This window comes from Acuticoccus sp. MNP-M23 (assembly GCF_031195445.1).
Taxonomy (GTDB): Bacteria; Pseudomonadota; Alphaproteobacteria; order Rhizobiales; family Amorphaceae; genus Acuticoccus.
This window is the reverse complement of sequence record NZ_CP133480.1, coordinates 2804985-2819118: the sequence shown is the minus strand read 5'-3', so window position 1 is coordinate 2819118 and position 14134 is coordinate 2804985. Positions and strand designations below refer to the sequence as shown.

The window sequence follows — 14134 nt, the reverse complement described above, 5'->3', positions numbered from 1 at the left end:
CAGGGCGCCGGGCCATGCCGCGTGTTCAGGCTGAGGCGCTCGCTTTCGGCCGCGCCGTCAGCGCGATGGCGCAGAGGATCAACGCGCCAGCGGTTAAATGGGTCCAGCCCAGAGGCTCGCCGAATGCGACAGCACCCACAATGAACATGGTCGGAAGCTCGGCGCTGCCCGCCATCGCCGTGCGCACGGCGCCGATCCGCGGCGAGAACACCACATATATCAGTTGCGGGATGAGCGCGGTCATTGCCGAGAACACCGCAAGCCAGGCATAGGCCGCAGGCGCGGCGGGCAGCACCTCGCCCAGCGGCAGCGTGGCCACAATGGGCGCCAGCACCAGGACGGAGCCCATGGCAATGGACCCGGTGGCCGCAATGGCCGGCAGCGTATGAACCCGCCGCGCGATGATGTTGAGGAGGAGCCCGTAGGCGGCCGGTGCAACCAGTGCCGCCGCCACTGCAACGAGGCCGCCGGACGGGTCCAGCGCATCGCCCGGCGCCACGATCAACGCAGCAAGCACGATCAGCGCCGCGCCAATCCAGCCCCGTCCGCCGGGCCGCTCGCCGAACAGCAGCCCGAACAGGATGGCAAAGAGCGGGAAGGTCATGAACAGGATGCCGGTTTCGGCCACCGACAGCGTTTTGAGCGCAACCACGAAGCCGATCCAGCCGAGGCCCATGACCGCGCCGCCGGCAAGGCCCCAGAACGTGGCCCCCCGCAGCGGACCGCGCAGAACCAGAAACGGCGAGAGCACCAGCGCCGAAAGGGCAAAGCGGTAAAAAGCAATCGCAGGGGCGGCAATGGCAAAGTCAGTCAACGTCCGCGCGAACAGCGGGAGCGTGCCGAAACAGGCCGCGCCCAGCATGATCGCAAGGACGGGAATCAGGGAATTCGGCCCTAGGGGGGGTTTTGTTTTCATCAGCGTTCCCTACCTGAAAGGGGACGGGCCGCAAGCGCCCATGGCGGACTGCCTGCCGTTTCGGCCCACCGGCCCTGCACCGGTGCCAGTGCCCGCCGCGCAACGGAGCGTCGCTCCTGCGCAACAAGCCGCATTTCATGCGCGCTGAAAATTTCACCGGCTGATGGCTACCAGGCGTTGACATGAACCCCTTGCCCGACTATGTCCGGGGCAACGGTTAGCACTCACCCAAGGCGAGTGCCAACAGTCGGCCACATGGCCAAAAAGATCTGACATTTCAGACGATTGAGGACAGACATGAACTTCCGTCCCCTGCACGACCGCGTTGTTGTGCGCCGCATCGAATCCGATACCAAGACCAAAGGCGGGATCATCATTCCCGACACCGCCAAGGAAAAGCCGCAGGAAGGCGAAGTCATCGCCGTCGGCCCCGGCGCGCGTGACGACAAAGGCCAGGTTCAGGCGCTCGACGTCAAAGCCGGCGACCGCGTGCTCTTCGGCAAGTGGTCCGGCACCGAGGTGAAGCTCGATGGCGAAGATCTCCTCATCATGAAGGAGAGCGACATCATGGGCATCGTCGAAGGTTCTTCGATGGCAGCTGCCGCGTAACCCGACCCGCTTCGTTTCGCCGAACCTGCACACGTTTTTAGGAGCCACATCACATGGCAGCCAAAGAAGTTAAATTCTCGACCGACGCGCGCGACAAGATGCTGCGCGGCGTCGACATTCTCGCCAACGCCGTCAAGGTGACGCTCGGCCCCAAGGGTCGTAACGTCGTCATCGAAAAATCCTTCGGTGCCCCGCGCATCACGAAGGATGGCGTGACGGTCGCCAAGGAAATCGAGCTGGAAGACCGGTTCGAGAACATGGGCGCCCAGATGGTCCGTGAGGTCGCCTCCAAGACCAACGACCTCGCCGGCGACGGCACCACCACCGCGACCGTTCTGGCCCAGGCCATCGTCCGCGAAGGCGCCAAGTCGGTTGCAGCCGGCATGAACCCGATGGACCTGAAGCGCGGCATCGACCTCGCCGTTGCAGCCGCCATCAAGGACCTCACCGGCCGTTCGCGCAGCATCTCCACCTCTGACGAAGTTGGCCAGGTCGGTACGATCTCCGCCAACGGCGACAAGGAAGTCGGCGCGATGATCGCCGAGGCGATGCAGAAGGTCGGCAACGAGGGTGTCATCACCGTCGAAGAGGCCAAGTCGCTCGAGACCGAACTCGAAGTCGTCGAAGGCATGCAGTTCGACCGCGGCTACATCTCGCCGTACTTCGTGACCAACGCCGAGAAGATGCTCGTCGAGCTCGAAGACCCCTACATTCTCATCTTCGAGAAGAAGCTCTCCAACCTTCAGGCGATGCTTCCGATCCTCGAAGCCGTGGTGCAGTCGGGCCGTCCGCTCCTCATCATCGCCGAGGACGTCGAAGGCGAGGCTCTGGCCACGCTGGTCGTCAACAAGCTGCGCGGTGGCCTCAAGGTCGCAGCCGTCAAGGCACCGGGCTTCGGCGATCGCCGCAAGGCCATGCTGCAGGACATCGCGATCCTGACCGCTGGCCAGGTCGTGTCCGAAGACATCGGCATCAAGCTTGAGTCCGTGTCGATCGAGATGCTTGGCCGCGCCAAGAAGGTCACGATCAACAAGGACGAGACCACCATCGTCGACGGCGCCGGTGAAGCCGAGGACATCAAGGGTCGCGTTGCGCAGATCAAGCAGCAGATCGAAGAGACCACGTCCGACTACGACAAGGAAAAGCTCCAGGAGCGTCTTGCGAAGCTCGCTGGCGGCGTCGCGGTGATCCGCGTCGGCGGTGCGACCGAAGTCGAAGTGAAGGAAAAGAAGGACCGCGTCGACGACGCCCTCAACGCGACCCGCGCGGCCGTGGAAGAAGGCATTGTCCCCGGTGGCGGCGTGGCGCTCCTGCGCGCCAAGGAAGCCGTCTCCCAGGTCGCTTCCGACAACCCCGACGTTGCCGCTGGCATCAAGATCGTCCTGCGCGCACTTGAAGCCCCGATCCGCCAGATCTCCAACAACGCTGGCGTCGAAGGCTCCATCGTGGTCGGCAAGATCCTGGAAAACTCCTCCTCCGACTTCGGCTTCAACGCCCAGACGGAAGAGTATGGCGACATGATCAAGGCCGGCATCATCGATCCGACCAAGGTTGTCCGTCACGCCCTGCAGGACGCAGCGTCGATCGCTTCGCTCCTCGTCACGACCGAAGCCATGGTCGCCGAGAAGCCGAAGAAGGACGAGCCGGCAATGCCCGCCGGCGGTGGCGACATGGGTGGTATGGGCGGCATGGGCGGCATGGGCTTCTAAGTCCGGCCCAGACGCTCTTCCCGGCCGGTTCGCTGGCCGGGTCAGCGCCCGTCGAAAGACACTTAAAGGTCGTGCCCTCGGGCACGGCCTTTTTGTTTGTCGGGGCCTCGCAATACCGGCGCCGCTTCAGGCTCCGACACCACCTGCGCGCGGCCGTTGCGCCATGAACGCGCGTCACACCGCGCCGCGACGGTCGGCGCCGCCTATTTGGCCGGCAAGGGTTTACGGCGGCGGCGTCATTGCGGCAGCGTGGCTGGCGCGGCGCAGATCGCCGCGAACCAACTTCGCAGGACCGACCCAATGATGAGCCTTCCCTTCTTCGGCGTCGCGCTGGCGCTTTTGCTGGCAGCCTTCCGCCAGCCGCAGGCGGCCGTGGTCGTCACCCTTGCCGCCGTGGTGGGAACGCTGGTGCTGTTCAGCTTCCACGCCACCGACGTGCTCCCGCTGGACTTCTGAGGCCACGATGACCCCCACCCTTGCCCGCCAGCTCAACGCTCTCGGCCTCATCGCAATCTCGCTGGTGCTGGTCGCTGCATTTGCCGACCAGTTCTTGGGCGGCGACCTTCCCTGCCCGCTCTGCATCCTCCAGCGCGCCGGCTTTGCGCTTGCCGGTGCCGGTCTTGCCCTCAACCTCATCTGCGGCGTCCGGCCCGGCCACTACGGGCTGGTGATCGTCGGCGCCGTGACAGGCGCTGCCATTGCCGGGCGCCAGATCCTTCTCCACATCGTCCCTGGCTCCGGCGGCTACGGCCCGCCCATCCTCGGCCTTCACCTTTACACCTGGGCCTTCATCATCTTCGCCATTGTGGTGGTGGTGACGGCGCTGCTCCTCCTCTCCGCCAAACAGTTCGACGCGCTGTCCCGGCCGCGCGGCGGTCTTCTCCCCCGGCTGGCGCTCGCCCTCTTTGTGCTGGTGGTGGTGGGCAACGGCGTCTCGACCCTTGCCGAATGCGCCGGCGGCCTCTGCCCGGACGATCCGGTCGCCTACGAGGGGCTCGAGATGCTGCGCGGCGTCACCGCCCCGGAAGGTTGACCGCAGCGCGTGACTGAACGACCTTCCCGTTCGACGCCCCCTGCGGCGGACGGGAGACCCTCACCATGGCTGATATCCTGATCGTCGGTGCCGGCCCGACCGGCCTCACCGCCGCCCTCAGCCTTGCCGCACTGGGCATCACACCGCGGATCATTGAGGCGCGCACCAACGCCTCGAACCTGTCGCGAGCCGTCGGCCTGCTGCCGGGCTCGATGACCATCTTCGATCATCTCGGGATTGCCGAAAGGGTGCGCGGCGAAGCCGTCACCATCGAGGAGGCGCGGATCCTGCGCGACGGCCACCTCGCCGTCGACCTCCGCCTCGATGCCGATCCCGACCCAAACGTGCGCCTTCTCAGCCTCCCGCAGGACCGGACCGAGGCAATCCTTGCCGAAGCGCTCGCCGAACGCGGCGTCACGGTCGAGTACGGCAAAGCCTGCAAGGGGCTCATTCAGGATGAAAGCGGTGTCACCGTCGCCATCGAAGGCGGCGAGGAGATCCGTGCCCACGAGGTTCTGGGGGCCGACGGCGCGAAGAGTGCAGTGCGCCAGGCGCTGGGTCTGAAGGCGGAGGGCATCGAACTGCCGGAAGACTGGTCCATCGCCGATGTGGAGCTCGCCGAGCCGGTCCCGCCGGCAACGACGATCCACCTCAACGGTGCCCACGATGCGGTGTTCATGATCCCGATGGAGCGAAGCCGGGTGCGTCTTGTCTCCAACACGTCCGACGCGCTGGCAACCTTCGGCCCCGGCCTCGCCATCGCGCGGGTCCGGCGGGAGGCGAAATTCCGCATATCCGTCAAGCAGGTACCGACCTATAGGGTCGGACATGTCGCGCTGGCCGGCGATGCAGCGCACACCCACTCCCCCGTCGGCGGCCGCGGCATGAACCTTGGCATCGACGACGCCGCCCACTTTGCCGAAGCGCTCTCCGACGGCTCTCTCGCGGGCTACAGCGCGGCGCGGCACGCGGTCGGTGCCCACACGATCGGCCTCAGCGAGCGCGCGCGAAAAACGCTGCTGGGCGGCAGCGGCACGCGCCGCACAGTCGGCGTCACCCTCATGCGCCTTGCAAGCCGCAACCCTGCGCTCGCGCGCAAGCTGGCACGAACGATCATCCTCGGCTAACGCTTCTTGCGAAAGCGCGGCCGGGTTGGCGGCGCTGCGGCACGGAGCGTTCATGGTTTTTCGCGCATTCACAACTCTTGGCACCGGCGATGCGGTCGAGGCGCAGGCCCGGGGGGCGATCTCCGTGCTGGAGGAGATGACCGACGAGGGCGAACCCGTCATTTCCGCCTACCGCGCCGTGCAGGATGGCCCGTGGCTCCTCGATATCCTGTTCACCGACACCACGGCGGACGCCGCTGACCTGTGGCTGGAGACGGCGCGCGAGATGGTGCCGAACCTGCCGGACTTCCAGATCGACCCGCTGGCCGAGCGCGACTGGGTCGCCGAAAGCCAGCGCCAGCTCCATCCGGTGTTTGCCGGGCGGTTCACCGTTCATGGCAGCCACGATTCGGCAAAGCTGCCCCCCTCGCGCTGGAATATCGAGATTGATGCAGGCCGCGCATTCGGCACGGCGCACCACGCCTCCACCAAGGGGTGCCTGATTGCGCTGGAACGGCTGGCAAGACGGCCGGGCGGCCTTGGCAGCGTGCATGATGTGGGGACGGGAACGGGTGTTCTGGCCATTGCGGCGGAGCGGTTTGGCGCGGGGCCTATTTCGGCTGGCGACATTGATCCGGTGGCCGTTCGGGTCGCGGATCGCAACGTGCGCGCCACGCGGACGCTGACGCCGATCACCCTGCGCACGGCGGCAGGGCCGTTCCGGCGGGCCGACACGGTCTTTGCCAACATATTGGCACGGCCGCTCATTGCCATGGCGCCACGGCTGGCCCATGCGGCGAAGCGGACTTTGGTTCTATCGGGCCTCAGACGGTCCGACCGGCGGCGTGTGGAGGCCGCTTATCGTTCGCGCGGGCTGGTGGTTGCCGAGCGCGTTCTGATCGAGGACTGGGTCACGATCACATTCCGCCGGCCTGGCGGGGCAATTGCCCCGCACGCCGACGCACTGCCGGGGACCCGGCTTGTCGTGCGCGTTTAGAGGAAGGGGTAGCCCTTCGGGTCGCGTGCCTGCAGCTCGGCGCGGTCGTAGCCCAGCGTGTCGAGCGTGTCGTCGTCGAGGCTGAGAAGGTAGGCGGCAACAGCGCGGTCGGCCTGGGCCTTGCGGGCGTTGATGATGCGGGTGCCGATGCGCGAAAGCAGGCTCTGCTCGTGGGACGTACCGGTCAGTGCGGACGAATAGGTGGATACGGTCATGGGTTGCTCCGTGTGTGCGTCAGTGGGGTGCAGCGCAGCATCCGCCCCGGTTGGGCCTCAGCAACGCCGTCCATGCACAACAAGGTGGCAGATCCTGCGGCTGCAACAACTGACGCCAGTGCATGGCTGGCGGCCACATGGTGCAACGCAACAAAGCAGCCGCAACATACGCACACAAAATGGTTGATCTGCCAGCCACACCGGGGTTTTCTGCCGCCATGGCATTTCAAACATTCGACTCACCCCGCGCTGACCCCGCCGAAATCCGCAAACGCATCGCAGCATTGCGCGCAACGTTCGGGGCGCATGGCGTGGACGGTGTCATCGTCCCGCACGAAGATGCCTACAACAGCGAATACCTGCCCCCGTCCGAGGAGCGGCTCGCCTGGATCACCGGCTTCACAGGCTCCGCCGGCCGCGCCATCGTCCTGAAAGATAAAGCTCTTTTGGCGACCGACGGGCGCTACACCCTGCAAGCCGAGACGCAGGTGCCGGACGATGTGTTCACCATCGTCAGCACCGAAGAGGCGGCCAGGGCGTGGCTGACCGAGAATCTGGCCGGCGTGACATTGGGGTTCGATCCCTCCCTTCATGCCCGCGATGGGTTGAAGCGGCTCGATGACACCGTGCCCACCCTCACCCGCACGCCGTTGTCGCCCCACCCGGTCGACACCGTGTGGACCAACCGGCCGGCCATGGTGCCGGGCGCCGTACGGGCCCATCCGGCCGCCCTTGCTGGCCGCACGCCGGCCGAAAAGCTCGCAAGCCTGCGCGAAAAGATGGAGACCGACGCGCTGTTGATTGCCGAAAGCGATGCGGTGAGCTGGCTCCTCAACTGGCGCGGCGCCGATGTCGCGCACACGCCGCTGGTGCTTTCGCGCGCGTTCGTGCCGAAGGACGGACCGGTGACGGTGTTCGTCGACCCGGCCAAGGTGCCGGACGAACTTGCGGCGGCGCTGGACGGTGTTGCCGTTATCGAGCCGGAGGCGAACTATCCGGATGCGCTGACGCGGCTTTCCGAGGGACTCACCGTTGGCGCAGACCTCAATGCAGCGTCCGAAGCTGCGCTGCTCGCCATCGAGAAAAGCGGCACGTTGAAGGGTGGCGCCGATCCCTCGGTTGCACTGAAGGCGGAGAAGAACGAGGCAGAAATTGCGGGAATGCGCGCCGCCCACCAGCGCGACGGGGTCGCCATGGTGCGCTTCCTCGCCTGGTTCGACGCCCACGCCGCCGGCGCCACCGAGATCGACCTTGTGGAGGCGCTGGAGGGATTCCGGCGCGAGGCCGGGGCGCGCGACATATCGTTCGACACCATCTCGGGCGCCGGCCCCAACGGCGCCATCGTCCATTACCGGGTCGACCGGGAGAGCAACCGGACGATCGTGGCCGGAGACCCGGTGCTGGTGGATTCGGGCGGCCAGTATGACGACGGCACCACCGACATCACGCGCACCATGGTGGCCGGCGCACCGACCGACGAATTTCGCACCGCGTTCACGCTGGTTCTGAAGGGACACATTGCGCTGGCCCGCCAGCGCTTTCCCGAGGGGGCAAGCGGCGCCGAACTCGACACCCTTGCGCGATTCGCCCTCTGGAACGCAGGGCTCGACTATGCCCACGGCACCGGCCACGGGGTGGGCGCGGCCCTTGCGGTGCACGAAGGGCCGGCCGGCATTTCCAAACGCAGCCGCGTACCGCTGAAGCCGGGCATGGTGATCTCCAACGAGCCGGGCGTCTATCCCGGCCCGTTCGGCATCCGGATCGAGAACCTTGTGCTGGTGAAGGGGGCGACCGTGCCGCCCGGCGGGACCAAGCCGATGCTGGCGTTCGAGACCATCACGCTGGTGCCGATCGACACGCGGCTGGTTGCACCGCATCTCCTCAGCGCCGCGGAAATCGGCTGGCTCGACACTTATCACGCGAGGGTCCACGGTGCGCTGGTGGGCGACCTCGACGCTGCCGGACGCGCGTGGCTCGAAGAACGCTGTCGTCCGCTGGTGGGCTGACCGGCGTTGCCGCGCAGCCTCGCTCAGGCCGACCAGGGGAGGCCGCCATGCTGTTCGACGAAGAGTTGAATGTCGCGGGGCAACGCTGCCCGCTGCCGGTGCTCAAGGCGCGCAAGCGGTTGAAGGCGCTGGCGCCGGGCGCCATCCTGCGCGTGTTCGCCGACGACCCGCTGGCCGCAATCGACATCCCGGCCCTCTGCACCGAGGACGGGCACGAACTCGTCGGCCAAAGGGCGCAGGACAAGGGCTGGCAGTTTTTCATCCGCAAGGGATGATGCGCCGGGACCAAGGCCCCGGCGCAAGGCGCCCCTACTCCAGGCCGGAGGTGTGAGGCCGATCTTGTTCATGAACGAGATGTGCGAGGCGACCAGCTCCTTCGCAGCATCGGTGGTGGCGAACTCCTTCCACGCCTTGCGGGCGCCTTCGCGGAAGGCTGCGCGGTCTTCAGGCGCCCAGTCGTGGAACGTGACCTCGCCCTGCAGTTCGTTGACGGCTTCCTGGATGTTGACCGCATAGTCCAGCGTGGTGCGGAACGAGTTCTTCTGCGTCGCCACCGACATGATCCGCTGGATGTCCTCGGGCAGGCTGTTCCATACTTCGAGGTTGATGGCGAAATGGTCTGCCGGCATCGAGTGGAAGCCCGGATACGTGGTGTGCTTCACCAGATCGTAGATGCCGAGCGAACGGTTGGTGGACACGTTGGATGCGTCGGCCCCGTCGATGATCCCGGTTTCAAGCGAGGTGAACACCTCGGTAAAGTCGATCACCACGGGCGAGGCGCCCAGATTCTCGAAGATCATCGTTTCCATGCCGGGCGGGGAGCGGAACTTCCAGTCCTTCAAGTCGTCGGCATTGTTGAGAGGCTTGGCGGCATTCAGTGATTCCATTCCCGGAATCTGCCAGCCGAGCAGGTGCATCCCGTAGGAATTGTACAGCTTCTCGGTCAGCTCCTCGCCGCCGCCATTGTACAGCCAGGCGTAGAACTGCCACGGCGTTTCGTAGCCGCCCATCACGTCGGCGACGAACTGGAAGGCCGTGTCCTTGCCGGTCTGGTAAGACCCGTTGGTAAAGTCTGCATCGACGATCCCGTTGACCGCCGCGTCGAATGTCTCGACCGATTTCACGATGGCCGACGAGTAGAACATCTCGATGTCGACACGGCCGCCGGACATCGTCTCCACGTCGTCGACCCATGCGGCGATATTCTTCCCCGACAGAGATTCCTGACTCTGATGGTTTTGAATCCGAAGCGTAAATTCCTGCGCAGATGCAGTGGTGATGCCGGCAAACAACGCAGCACCGGCGAGCAGGATGGCTTTATTATATTTCATGGTTTTCCTCCCCTGAAGGGAATGCTTTCCATTCCCAAGACAAAGGTTAATCTTTGCCCGGCGAGGATACAACTGTGGATACAGGCCGCCGCCGCGGACCGAACGGCAGCGCGAGCCAAGCGCTGCGGCGCGCCGATCAACCGGCGCGGCAGGCGTCAATCAGGCGTGGATCTTTGCATCCCGCTCCGCGCGGGAGAGCTGCCCGTTGCGCAGAAGCAGCGTGTCGCCCTGGCGGGCGAAGGACGCCTTCTCACCAGCGTCGACCAGCTCTGCGGCCATGGTGTCGATCTGATCGTCGGTGCGGGTCGGGTCGTGGTGGAACAGCACCGTGTGGCCGACATTGGCGCGTTTTGCCAACGCCAGCGCCTGCCCGGGCGTCGAGTGCCCCCAGCCCTTGAAACGCGGATATTCCTCGTCCCGGTACATGGCATCGTAGACCATCACCGTCGCGTCCTTCACGAAATCGGCGATGGGGTCGTCGATCTCCGGCTTGCCGTGCTCGTGGTCGGTGATGATGGCGAGAGAGGATCCGCACCAGTCGAACCTGTAGCCGGTGGCGTTGCCGGGGTGGTTGAGGCGAACGGTGCGGACGGTCAGCCCGTCGCCAAGGTCGATGATGCTGCCGACGGTGAAGGAGCGGAAGTGCGTGTTGTTCAGCGCGGAGGTGGCCACCGGGAAGATCGGCGGCGACATCAGGCGCTGGACGATTTCTTCCAGCGTGCCGTCCGGTGGAATGTGTCCGGCCCACAGATTGACGGCAATGTTCGGGTCGTAGGCGACGCAGAAGAAGGGCAGACCGCAGATGTGGTCGAGGTGGGTGTGGGTGAACAGAACGTCCATCCGGCCGGGAACGGAACGGCTGAGTTCGCGGCCGGCAAGGCGAACACCCGAGCCGCAGTCGATCATCACGACGCGGTCCCCGCAGCGGATCTCGATGGCCGTCGTCTCACCGCCATAACGCAGCGTGTCGGGTCCCGGCGCCGGGATCGAGCCGCGCACGCCCCAGAAACGGACCGACAGGGTTTGCCGATCCCCGCGTGGATCGTCGGCAGGGAGGGCGCCAGCAGGTTCGGTCACGTTTCTCTCGTCGGCCATGATGCCCTTATCCGCCCGGTAGCGCGGTGCGCAGGCGGCCCACTTCGCGGGTGGTGCGTTCCAGCCGGTGGGCCAGCGCACGCATGACCTCAACCGCCATATCCGGGAAATTGGTGAGAAGCTTGAAGAACTGGTCTTTCTGGATTGCCAGTGCCATCAGCGTGGTTTTGGCGCGGACGGTGGCCGTGCGGGGCACATCAATCAGGATTGCGATCTCTCCCACAAAATCGTTCTTGCCGACCGTGGCCACAAGCTGTTCGCCAGACGGGGAATTGATCACCACGTCCGCCTCGCCGGAAAGGATGATGTAGGCGACATCGCCATACTCACCTTCCGCCATCAGGCTTTCCCCAGCCTCGAACCGCGCACGTTCCGACATGAACGCGAGCAGACGCAGTTTCTGATCGTCCACCCCGCGAAACAGCGGGATCTTGCGCAGCGCGGCAGTATCATTATCGAGCGTCATTGTTCTTCGTTCTCTTCTGCCTCGTCCGGTGAACCGTTGCTGGCCATCTGCTGCACGCTATCCCATCCCCCTTTTGCGACCAACTGACCTTCGCGCATCACCGCCACCGTGTCCAAGAGCTTGGCGATCTGCGGATCGGTGGTGCCAACGACCAGAGTGTCCTTGCCCTTCTCCCGCGTACGCAAGATTCGCTCCATCAACTCCGGATCGCCGTCTGCAACCGTATCAAAAATCAGAATTTTCGGACGTTTCACCAGAGCGCGAACCAGACAGAGCCGCCGCCGCTGGCTTGCGGACAACCGGCCGCCCGCAACCCCCACATTGAAGCCGAGGCCAGCGCGCGAGATCGGCGCGCGCAAGCCCAGATCCAGAACCACCTGCCGCAGATACGCGTCAATCTTGTCGCGCGAACCGCGCCGGTCCACCCGCGCCTTGCCGAACAGAAGGTTCTCTTCCACCGACAGCGCCGACGCATAGGTCTCCGCGTCGAACAGGCTGTATCTGGGGCTGTCTGCCAGATGCTCGTGGACGACGCCTCTGGCGCTGACGATCTTCTGTGCCATCTCGTCGTCGATGGTGACGATGCGGTGGCGGGCCGGCACGATGCGCAGCGCAAGCCCCACGAAGGCGGCGATGTCCTGTGTTCCGAGGCCTTTGGCCCCCTTGGTCTTCAAGGTGCGCAGGCGCTGTTCGAACAGCGGCACATCGTCCGGCGCCAGAAACGAATAGTCACCCATCAGGCCGGCATCGGCGCCGGTGTCGGCGAACAGCTCGATCATCGTGGAGGCAACCTCGGCCCCCATCGTCATCAGGTCGCTCAGGATGCCCGCTTCTTCCAGCGCCTTGCGGACCTTATCGTCGCTGATGCATTCCCAGACGGGGCGGCTGGCATCCACCGGCACGCCAAACAGCACGTTCTCGCCAATTGTCGCCGAATGGTTGAACGCCTTCGGGTCCCAGAGCTCGATGAGGTCGGCCCACTCGGCATCCTCCTGCGCCCGCTTCATGAAGACGCCGCGGGCCTTGAGGATCGCGTCGGCGAACTTGGCCTGATCGCCTGGCTCAACGTGCGAGCCGAGGCCGAGGCGGAAAAGATCGCCGTCGAGGCCGACCAGCTGGAACAGCTCCACCAAGCGCGCATCGAGCGCATCCGGGCCGTCGACACCGGCCCGCACCAGGTCTTCCCACGGTGCCGTCACGTCCAGCAGGGAGTTGCCGGTGAGTTCGCTTTCTGCCCGGCGGAAGTCGGTAAAATCGTCGGTTCCGTCACCCTGCGGGTGGGTCTTCAGGCCGTAGACCACGTTGCTGCGCAGCGTGTCGTTGAACACGAAGGGATCGGACGAGACGAACGAGATGTAGTGGGACAGGGTGGAGTAAGGCATATCCTCCATCCGCCCGTCGCCCAGGGTGGCGCGGCCGGAGATCGGATCGATCAGTCCGGCCAGCGCCATCAGCAATTCGCCGCGGCCGCTGCCGTCGCGTCCGTAGACGCCGAGCACGCTGCCGGTGGGAAGCTCCAGCGAAACGTCGACCACCTCCGGCTGGTTGCCGCCCGAGGTCGCGGTCACGCTGCGCAGCTTCAGCGTCTGGTCTTCGAGTTCCGGCGGCGGCTCGTCCGCCCTGCTGATCTTGCTCGGCGACATGGCGTCTTCGACGTCGAAATTCTCGACCACCGTCTCGTACTTCACCGTCACGTTGGCGAGCGTCTGATACCAGTTCAGAAGCTCCTTCCACGGCGAGGCGAGGTCCTTGTATGCGGCCAGCACCGCCACCAGCGCGCCGAACGAAAGGCTGCCATTGATGACAAGCACGCCGCCCACCGAATAGAAAAAGAAAGGCGGCAGCTGGTTCATGAAGTTATTGATGAACTTGATCATGAACTTGCGTTTGAAGATTTCCAGCCGGATCCGGTAGTTGATGAACAGCCGGTCCGACAGGTCGGAGAGGTGGAAGCGTGCCGTGTCGTTGGCATGGATATCGGCAGCGGCGCCGACGCTTTCGTTCACCCGGTCGGAAATCATCCGCACGTTCTTGATGCGCTCGCGAGTCAGAATGATGACACGGCGCTGCAGCTTGGGGATAATATAGCCCTGGATGGGGTACAGCGAGATGGCCGCTGCCCCGAGAAAGGGATCCTGCGCGAAAATGAAAAAGATGTAGACGAGCAGCGTGCCGCCCTGGAACGCCGGTGTCGCAATCGCCTCGCCGATGAAAACGCCGATATCTTCCACTTCGGCGGTAATCATCGGGATCAGCTCGCCGCCGGACACCCGGCGGAACCGCGACAGGCGAAAGCGGAGCAGTGAATGATACAGCATGTAGCGCAACCGGCGCAGCATGCGCTCGCCCGCAACACCCTTCGTGATGTTCAGGATGTATTTTATGACGTTATTAAGAACGACCAGGCCAAGAAAAATCAGACACAGTGTGATGAGGTACGGGATCTGATCCAGATTCATCCAAAGGATCTGCTTGGGAAAGTCCTGCCCGGAAATCGCGTCATTGACGATCCACTTGGGCAGTTCCAAAGTCATGTACAGAATCGGGAACGACACAACCGTCATCATCATGATGAAGATTTGTTGGCGCCGCGAATAACGCCAGATAAATTTGAAAAGTGAGCGATCCATTGGGTGGGGACGTTATCAAAG

At 64.8% G+C, this 14134-nt stretch carries 13 protein-coding genes and 1 pseudogene; 8 read left to right on the top strand and 6 right to left on the bottom strand.

All coding sequences use genetic code 11. The features are described 5' to 3' along the window. Positions 1-25: 25 nt before the first annotated feature. Positions 26-916 carry a DMT family transporter gene (locus RDV64_RS13045; RefSeq protein ID WP_309195355.1) on the bottom strand — a complete coding sequence of 297 codons (891 nt, stop codon included), beginning with the start codon at positions 914-916 and terminating at the stop codon, positions 26-28. Positions 917-1213: 297 nt separating this feature from the next. On the opposite strand from RDV64_RS13045, the gene groES reads away from it, so the two are divergent. From groES to RDV64_RS13015, 6 genes are all read left to right on the top strand, one after another. Next, positions 1214-1525 carry a co-chaperone GroES gene (gene groES / locus RDV64_RS13040; RefSeq protein ID WP_309195354.1) on the top strand — a complete coding sequence of 104 codons (312 nt, stop codon included), beginning with the start codon at positions 1214-1216 and terminating at the stop codon, positions 1523-1525. A 53-nt stretch (positions 1526-1578) separates the two neighbouring features. Then, positions 1579-3234 carry a chaperonin GroEL gene (gene groL, locus RDV64_RS13035; protein WP_309195353.1) on the top strand — a complete coding sequence of 552 codons (1656 nt, stop codon included), beginning with the start codon at positions 1579-1581 and terminating at the stop codon, positions 3232-3234. Positions 3235-3534: 300 nt separating this feature from the next. Next, positions 3535-3690, top strand: a complete 156-nt coding sequence (locus RDV64_RS13030; protein ID WP_309195352.1) for a DUF5993 family protein — start codon at positions 3535-3537, stop codon at positions 3688-3690. Between the two features lie 7 nt (positions 3691-3697). Continuing rightward, positions 3698-4267: a disulfide bond formation protein B gene (locus tag RDV64_RS13025; RefSeq protein ID WP_309195351.1), complete on the top strand. Its 570-nt coding sequence runs from the start codon at positions 3698-3700 to the stop codon at positions 4265-4267. A 65-nt stretch (positions 4268-4332) separates the two neighbouring features. Beyond that, positions 4333-5394, top strand: coding sequence for an FAD-dependent monooxygenase (locus RDV64_RS13020; RefSeq protein ID WP_309195350.1), 1062 nt, complete (start codon positions 4333-4335; stop codon positions 5392-5394). A 52-nt stretch (positions 5395-5446) separates the two neighbouring features. Beyond that, entirely contained in the window at positions 5447-6370 is a 924-nt protein-coding gene (locus RDV64_RS13015; protein WP_309195349.1) for a 50S ribosomal protein L11 methyltransferase, read from the top strand. Here the strand turns inward: RDV64_RS13015 and RDV64_RS13010 are convergent. Further along, complete coding sequence (locus tag RDV64_RS13010) at positions 6367-6585, bottom strand: hypothetical protein (protein WP_309195348.1); 219 nt, start codon at positions 6583-6585, stop codon at positions 6367-6369. The genes RDV64_RS13015 and RDV64_RS13010 overlap by 4 nt on opposite strands. 218 nt (positions 6586-6803) lie before the next feature. Between RDV64_RS13010 and RDV64_RS13005 the strand changes: the two genes are divergently transcribed. Both RDV64_RS13005 and RDV64_RS13000 read left to right on the top strand, forming a co-directional pair. Next, positions 6804-8591: an aminopeptidase P family protein gene (locus RDV64_RS13005; protein ID WP_309195347.1), complete on the top strand. Its 1788-nt coding sequence runs from the start codon at positions 6804-6806 to the stop codon at positions 8589-8591. 47 nt (positions 8592-8638) lie between these two features. Then, positions 8639-8866, top strand: a complete 228-nt coding sequence (locus RDV64_RS13000) for a sulfurtransferase TusA family protein (RefSeq protein ID WP_309199501.1) — start codon at positions 8639-8641, stop codon at positions 8864-8866. A 129-nt stretch (positions 8867-8995) separates the two neighbouring features. Here the strand turns inward: RDV64_RS13000 and dctP are convergent. The 4 genes and pseudogenes from dctP to RDV64_RS12980 all read right to left on the bottom strand — a co-directional run. Next, positions 8996-9922, bottom strand: a pseudogene (dctP, locus tag RDV64_RS12995) (TRAP transporter substrate-binding protein DctP); the annotation flags it as partial. 159 nt (positions 9923-10081) lie between these two features. After that, on the bottom strand, positions 10082-11017 hold the full coding sequence (locus RDV64_RS12990; protein WP_309195346.1) for an MBL fold metallo-hydrolase: 936 nt from the start codon (positions 11015-11017) through the stop codon (positions 10082-10084). 7 nt (positions 11018-11024) lie between these two features. After that, positions 11025-11483 carry a Crp/Fnr family transcriptional regulator gene (locus RDV64_RS12985; protein WP_309195345.1) on the bottom strand — a complete coding sequence of 153 codons (459 nt, stop codon included), beginning with the start codon at positions 11481-11483 and terminating at the stop codon, positions 11025-11027. Further along, positions 11480-14053, bottom strand: coding sequence for an ABC transporter transmembrane domain-containing protein (locus tag RDV64_RS12980; RefSeq protein WP_375143747.1), 2574 nt, complete (start codon positions 14051-14053; stop codon positions 11480-11482). Before RDV64_RS12980 ends, RDV64_RS12985 begins: the two co-directional genes overlap by 4 nt. Between the last annotated feature and the right edge of the window lie 81 nt (positions 14054-14134).

Excerpts from the sequence above, each read along its gene's own strand:
- RDV64_RS13030 (WP_309195352.1), top strand. The coding sequence starts at position 3,535 with ATGATGAGCCTTCCCTTCTTCGGCGTCGCGCTGGCGCTTTTGCTGGCA.
- RDV64_RS13010 (WP_309195348.1), bottom strand. The coding sequence starts at position 6,585 with ATGACCGTATCCACCTATTCGTCCGCACTGACCGGTACGTCCCACGAG.
- RDV64_RS12990 (WP_309195346.1), bottom strand. The coding sequence starts at position 11,017 with ATGGCCGACGAGAGAAACGTGACCGAACCTGCTGGCGCCCTCCCTGCC.
- RDV64_RS13000 (WP_309199501.1), top strand. The coding sequence starts at position 8,639 with ATGCTGTTCGACGAAGAGTTGAATGTCGCGGGGCAACGCTGCCCGCTG.
- RDV64_RS13025 (WP_309195351.1), top strand. The coding sequence starts at position 3,698 with ATGACCCCCACCCTTGCCCGCCAGCTCAACGCTCTCGGCCTCATCGCA.
- RDV64_RS13005 (WP_309195347.1), top strand. The coding sequence starts at position 6,804 with ATGGCATTTCAAACATTCGACTCACCCCGCGCTGACCCCGCCGAAATC.
- RDV64_RS13045 (WP_309195355.1), bottom strand. The coding sequence starts at position 916 with ATGAAAACAAAACCCCCCCTAGGGCCGAATTCCCTGATTCCCGTCCTT.
- RDV64_RS12980 (WP_375143747.1), bottom strand. The coding sequence starts at position 14,053 with ATGATGATGACGGTTGTGTCGTTCCCGATTCTGTACATGACTTTGGAA.
- groL (WP_309195353.1), top strand. The coding sequence starts at position 1,579 with ATGGCAGCCAAAGAAGTTAAATTCTCGACCGACGCGCGCGACAAGATG.
- groES (WP_309195354.1), top strand. The coding sequence starts at position 1,214 with ATGAACTTCCGTCCCCTGCACGACCGCGTTGTTGTGCGCCGCATCGAA.
- RDV64_RS12985 (WP_309195345.1), bottom strand. The coding sequence starts at position 11,483 with ATGACGCTCGATAATGATACTGCCGCGCTGCGCAAGATCCCGCTGTTT.
- RDV64_RS13015 (WP_309195349.1), top strand. The coding sequence starts at position 5,447 with ATGGTTTTTCGCGCATTCACAACTCTTGGCACCGGCGATGCGGTCGAG.
- RDV64_RS13020 (WP_309195350.1), top strand. The coding sequence starts at position 4,333 with ATGGCTGATATCCTGATCGTCGGTGCCGGCCCGACCGGCCTCACCGCC.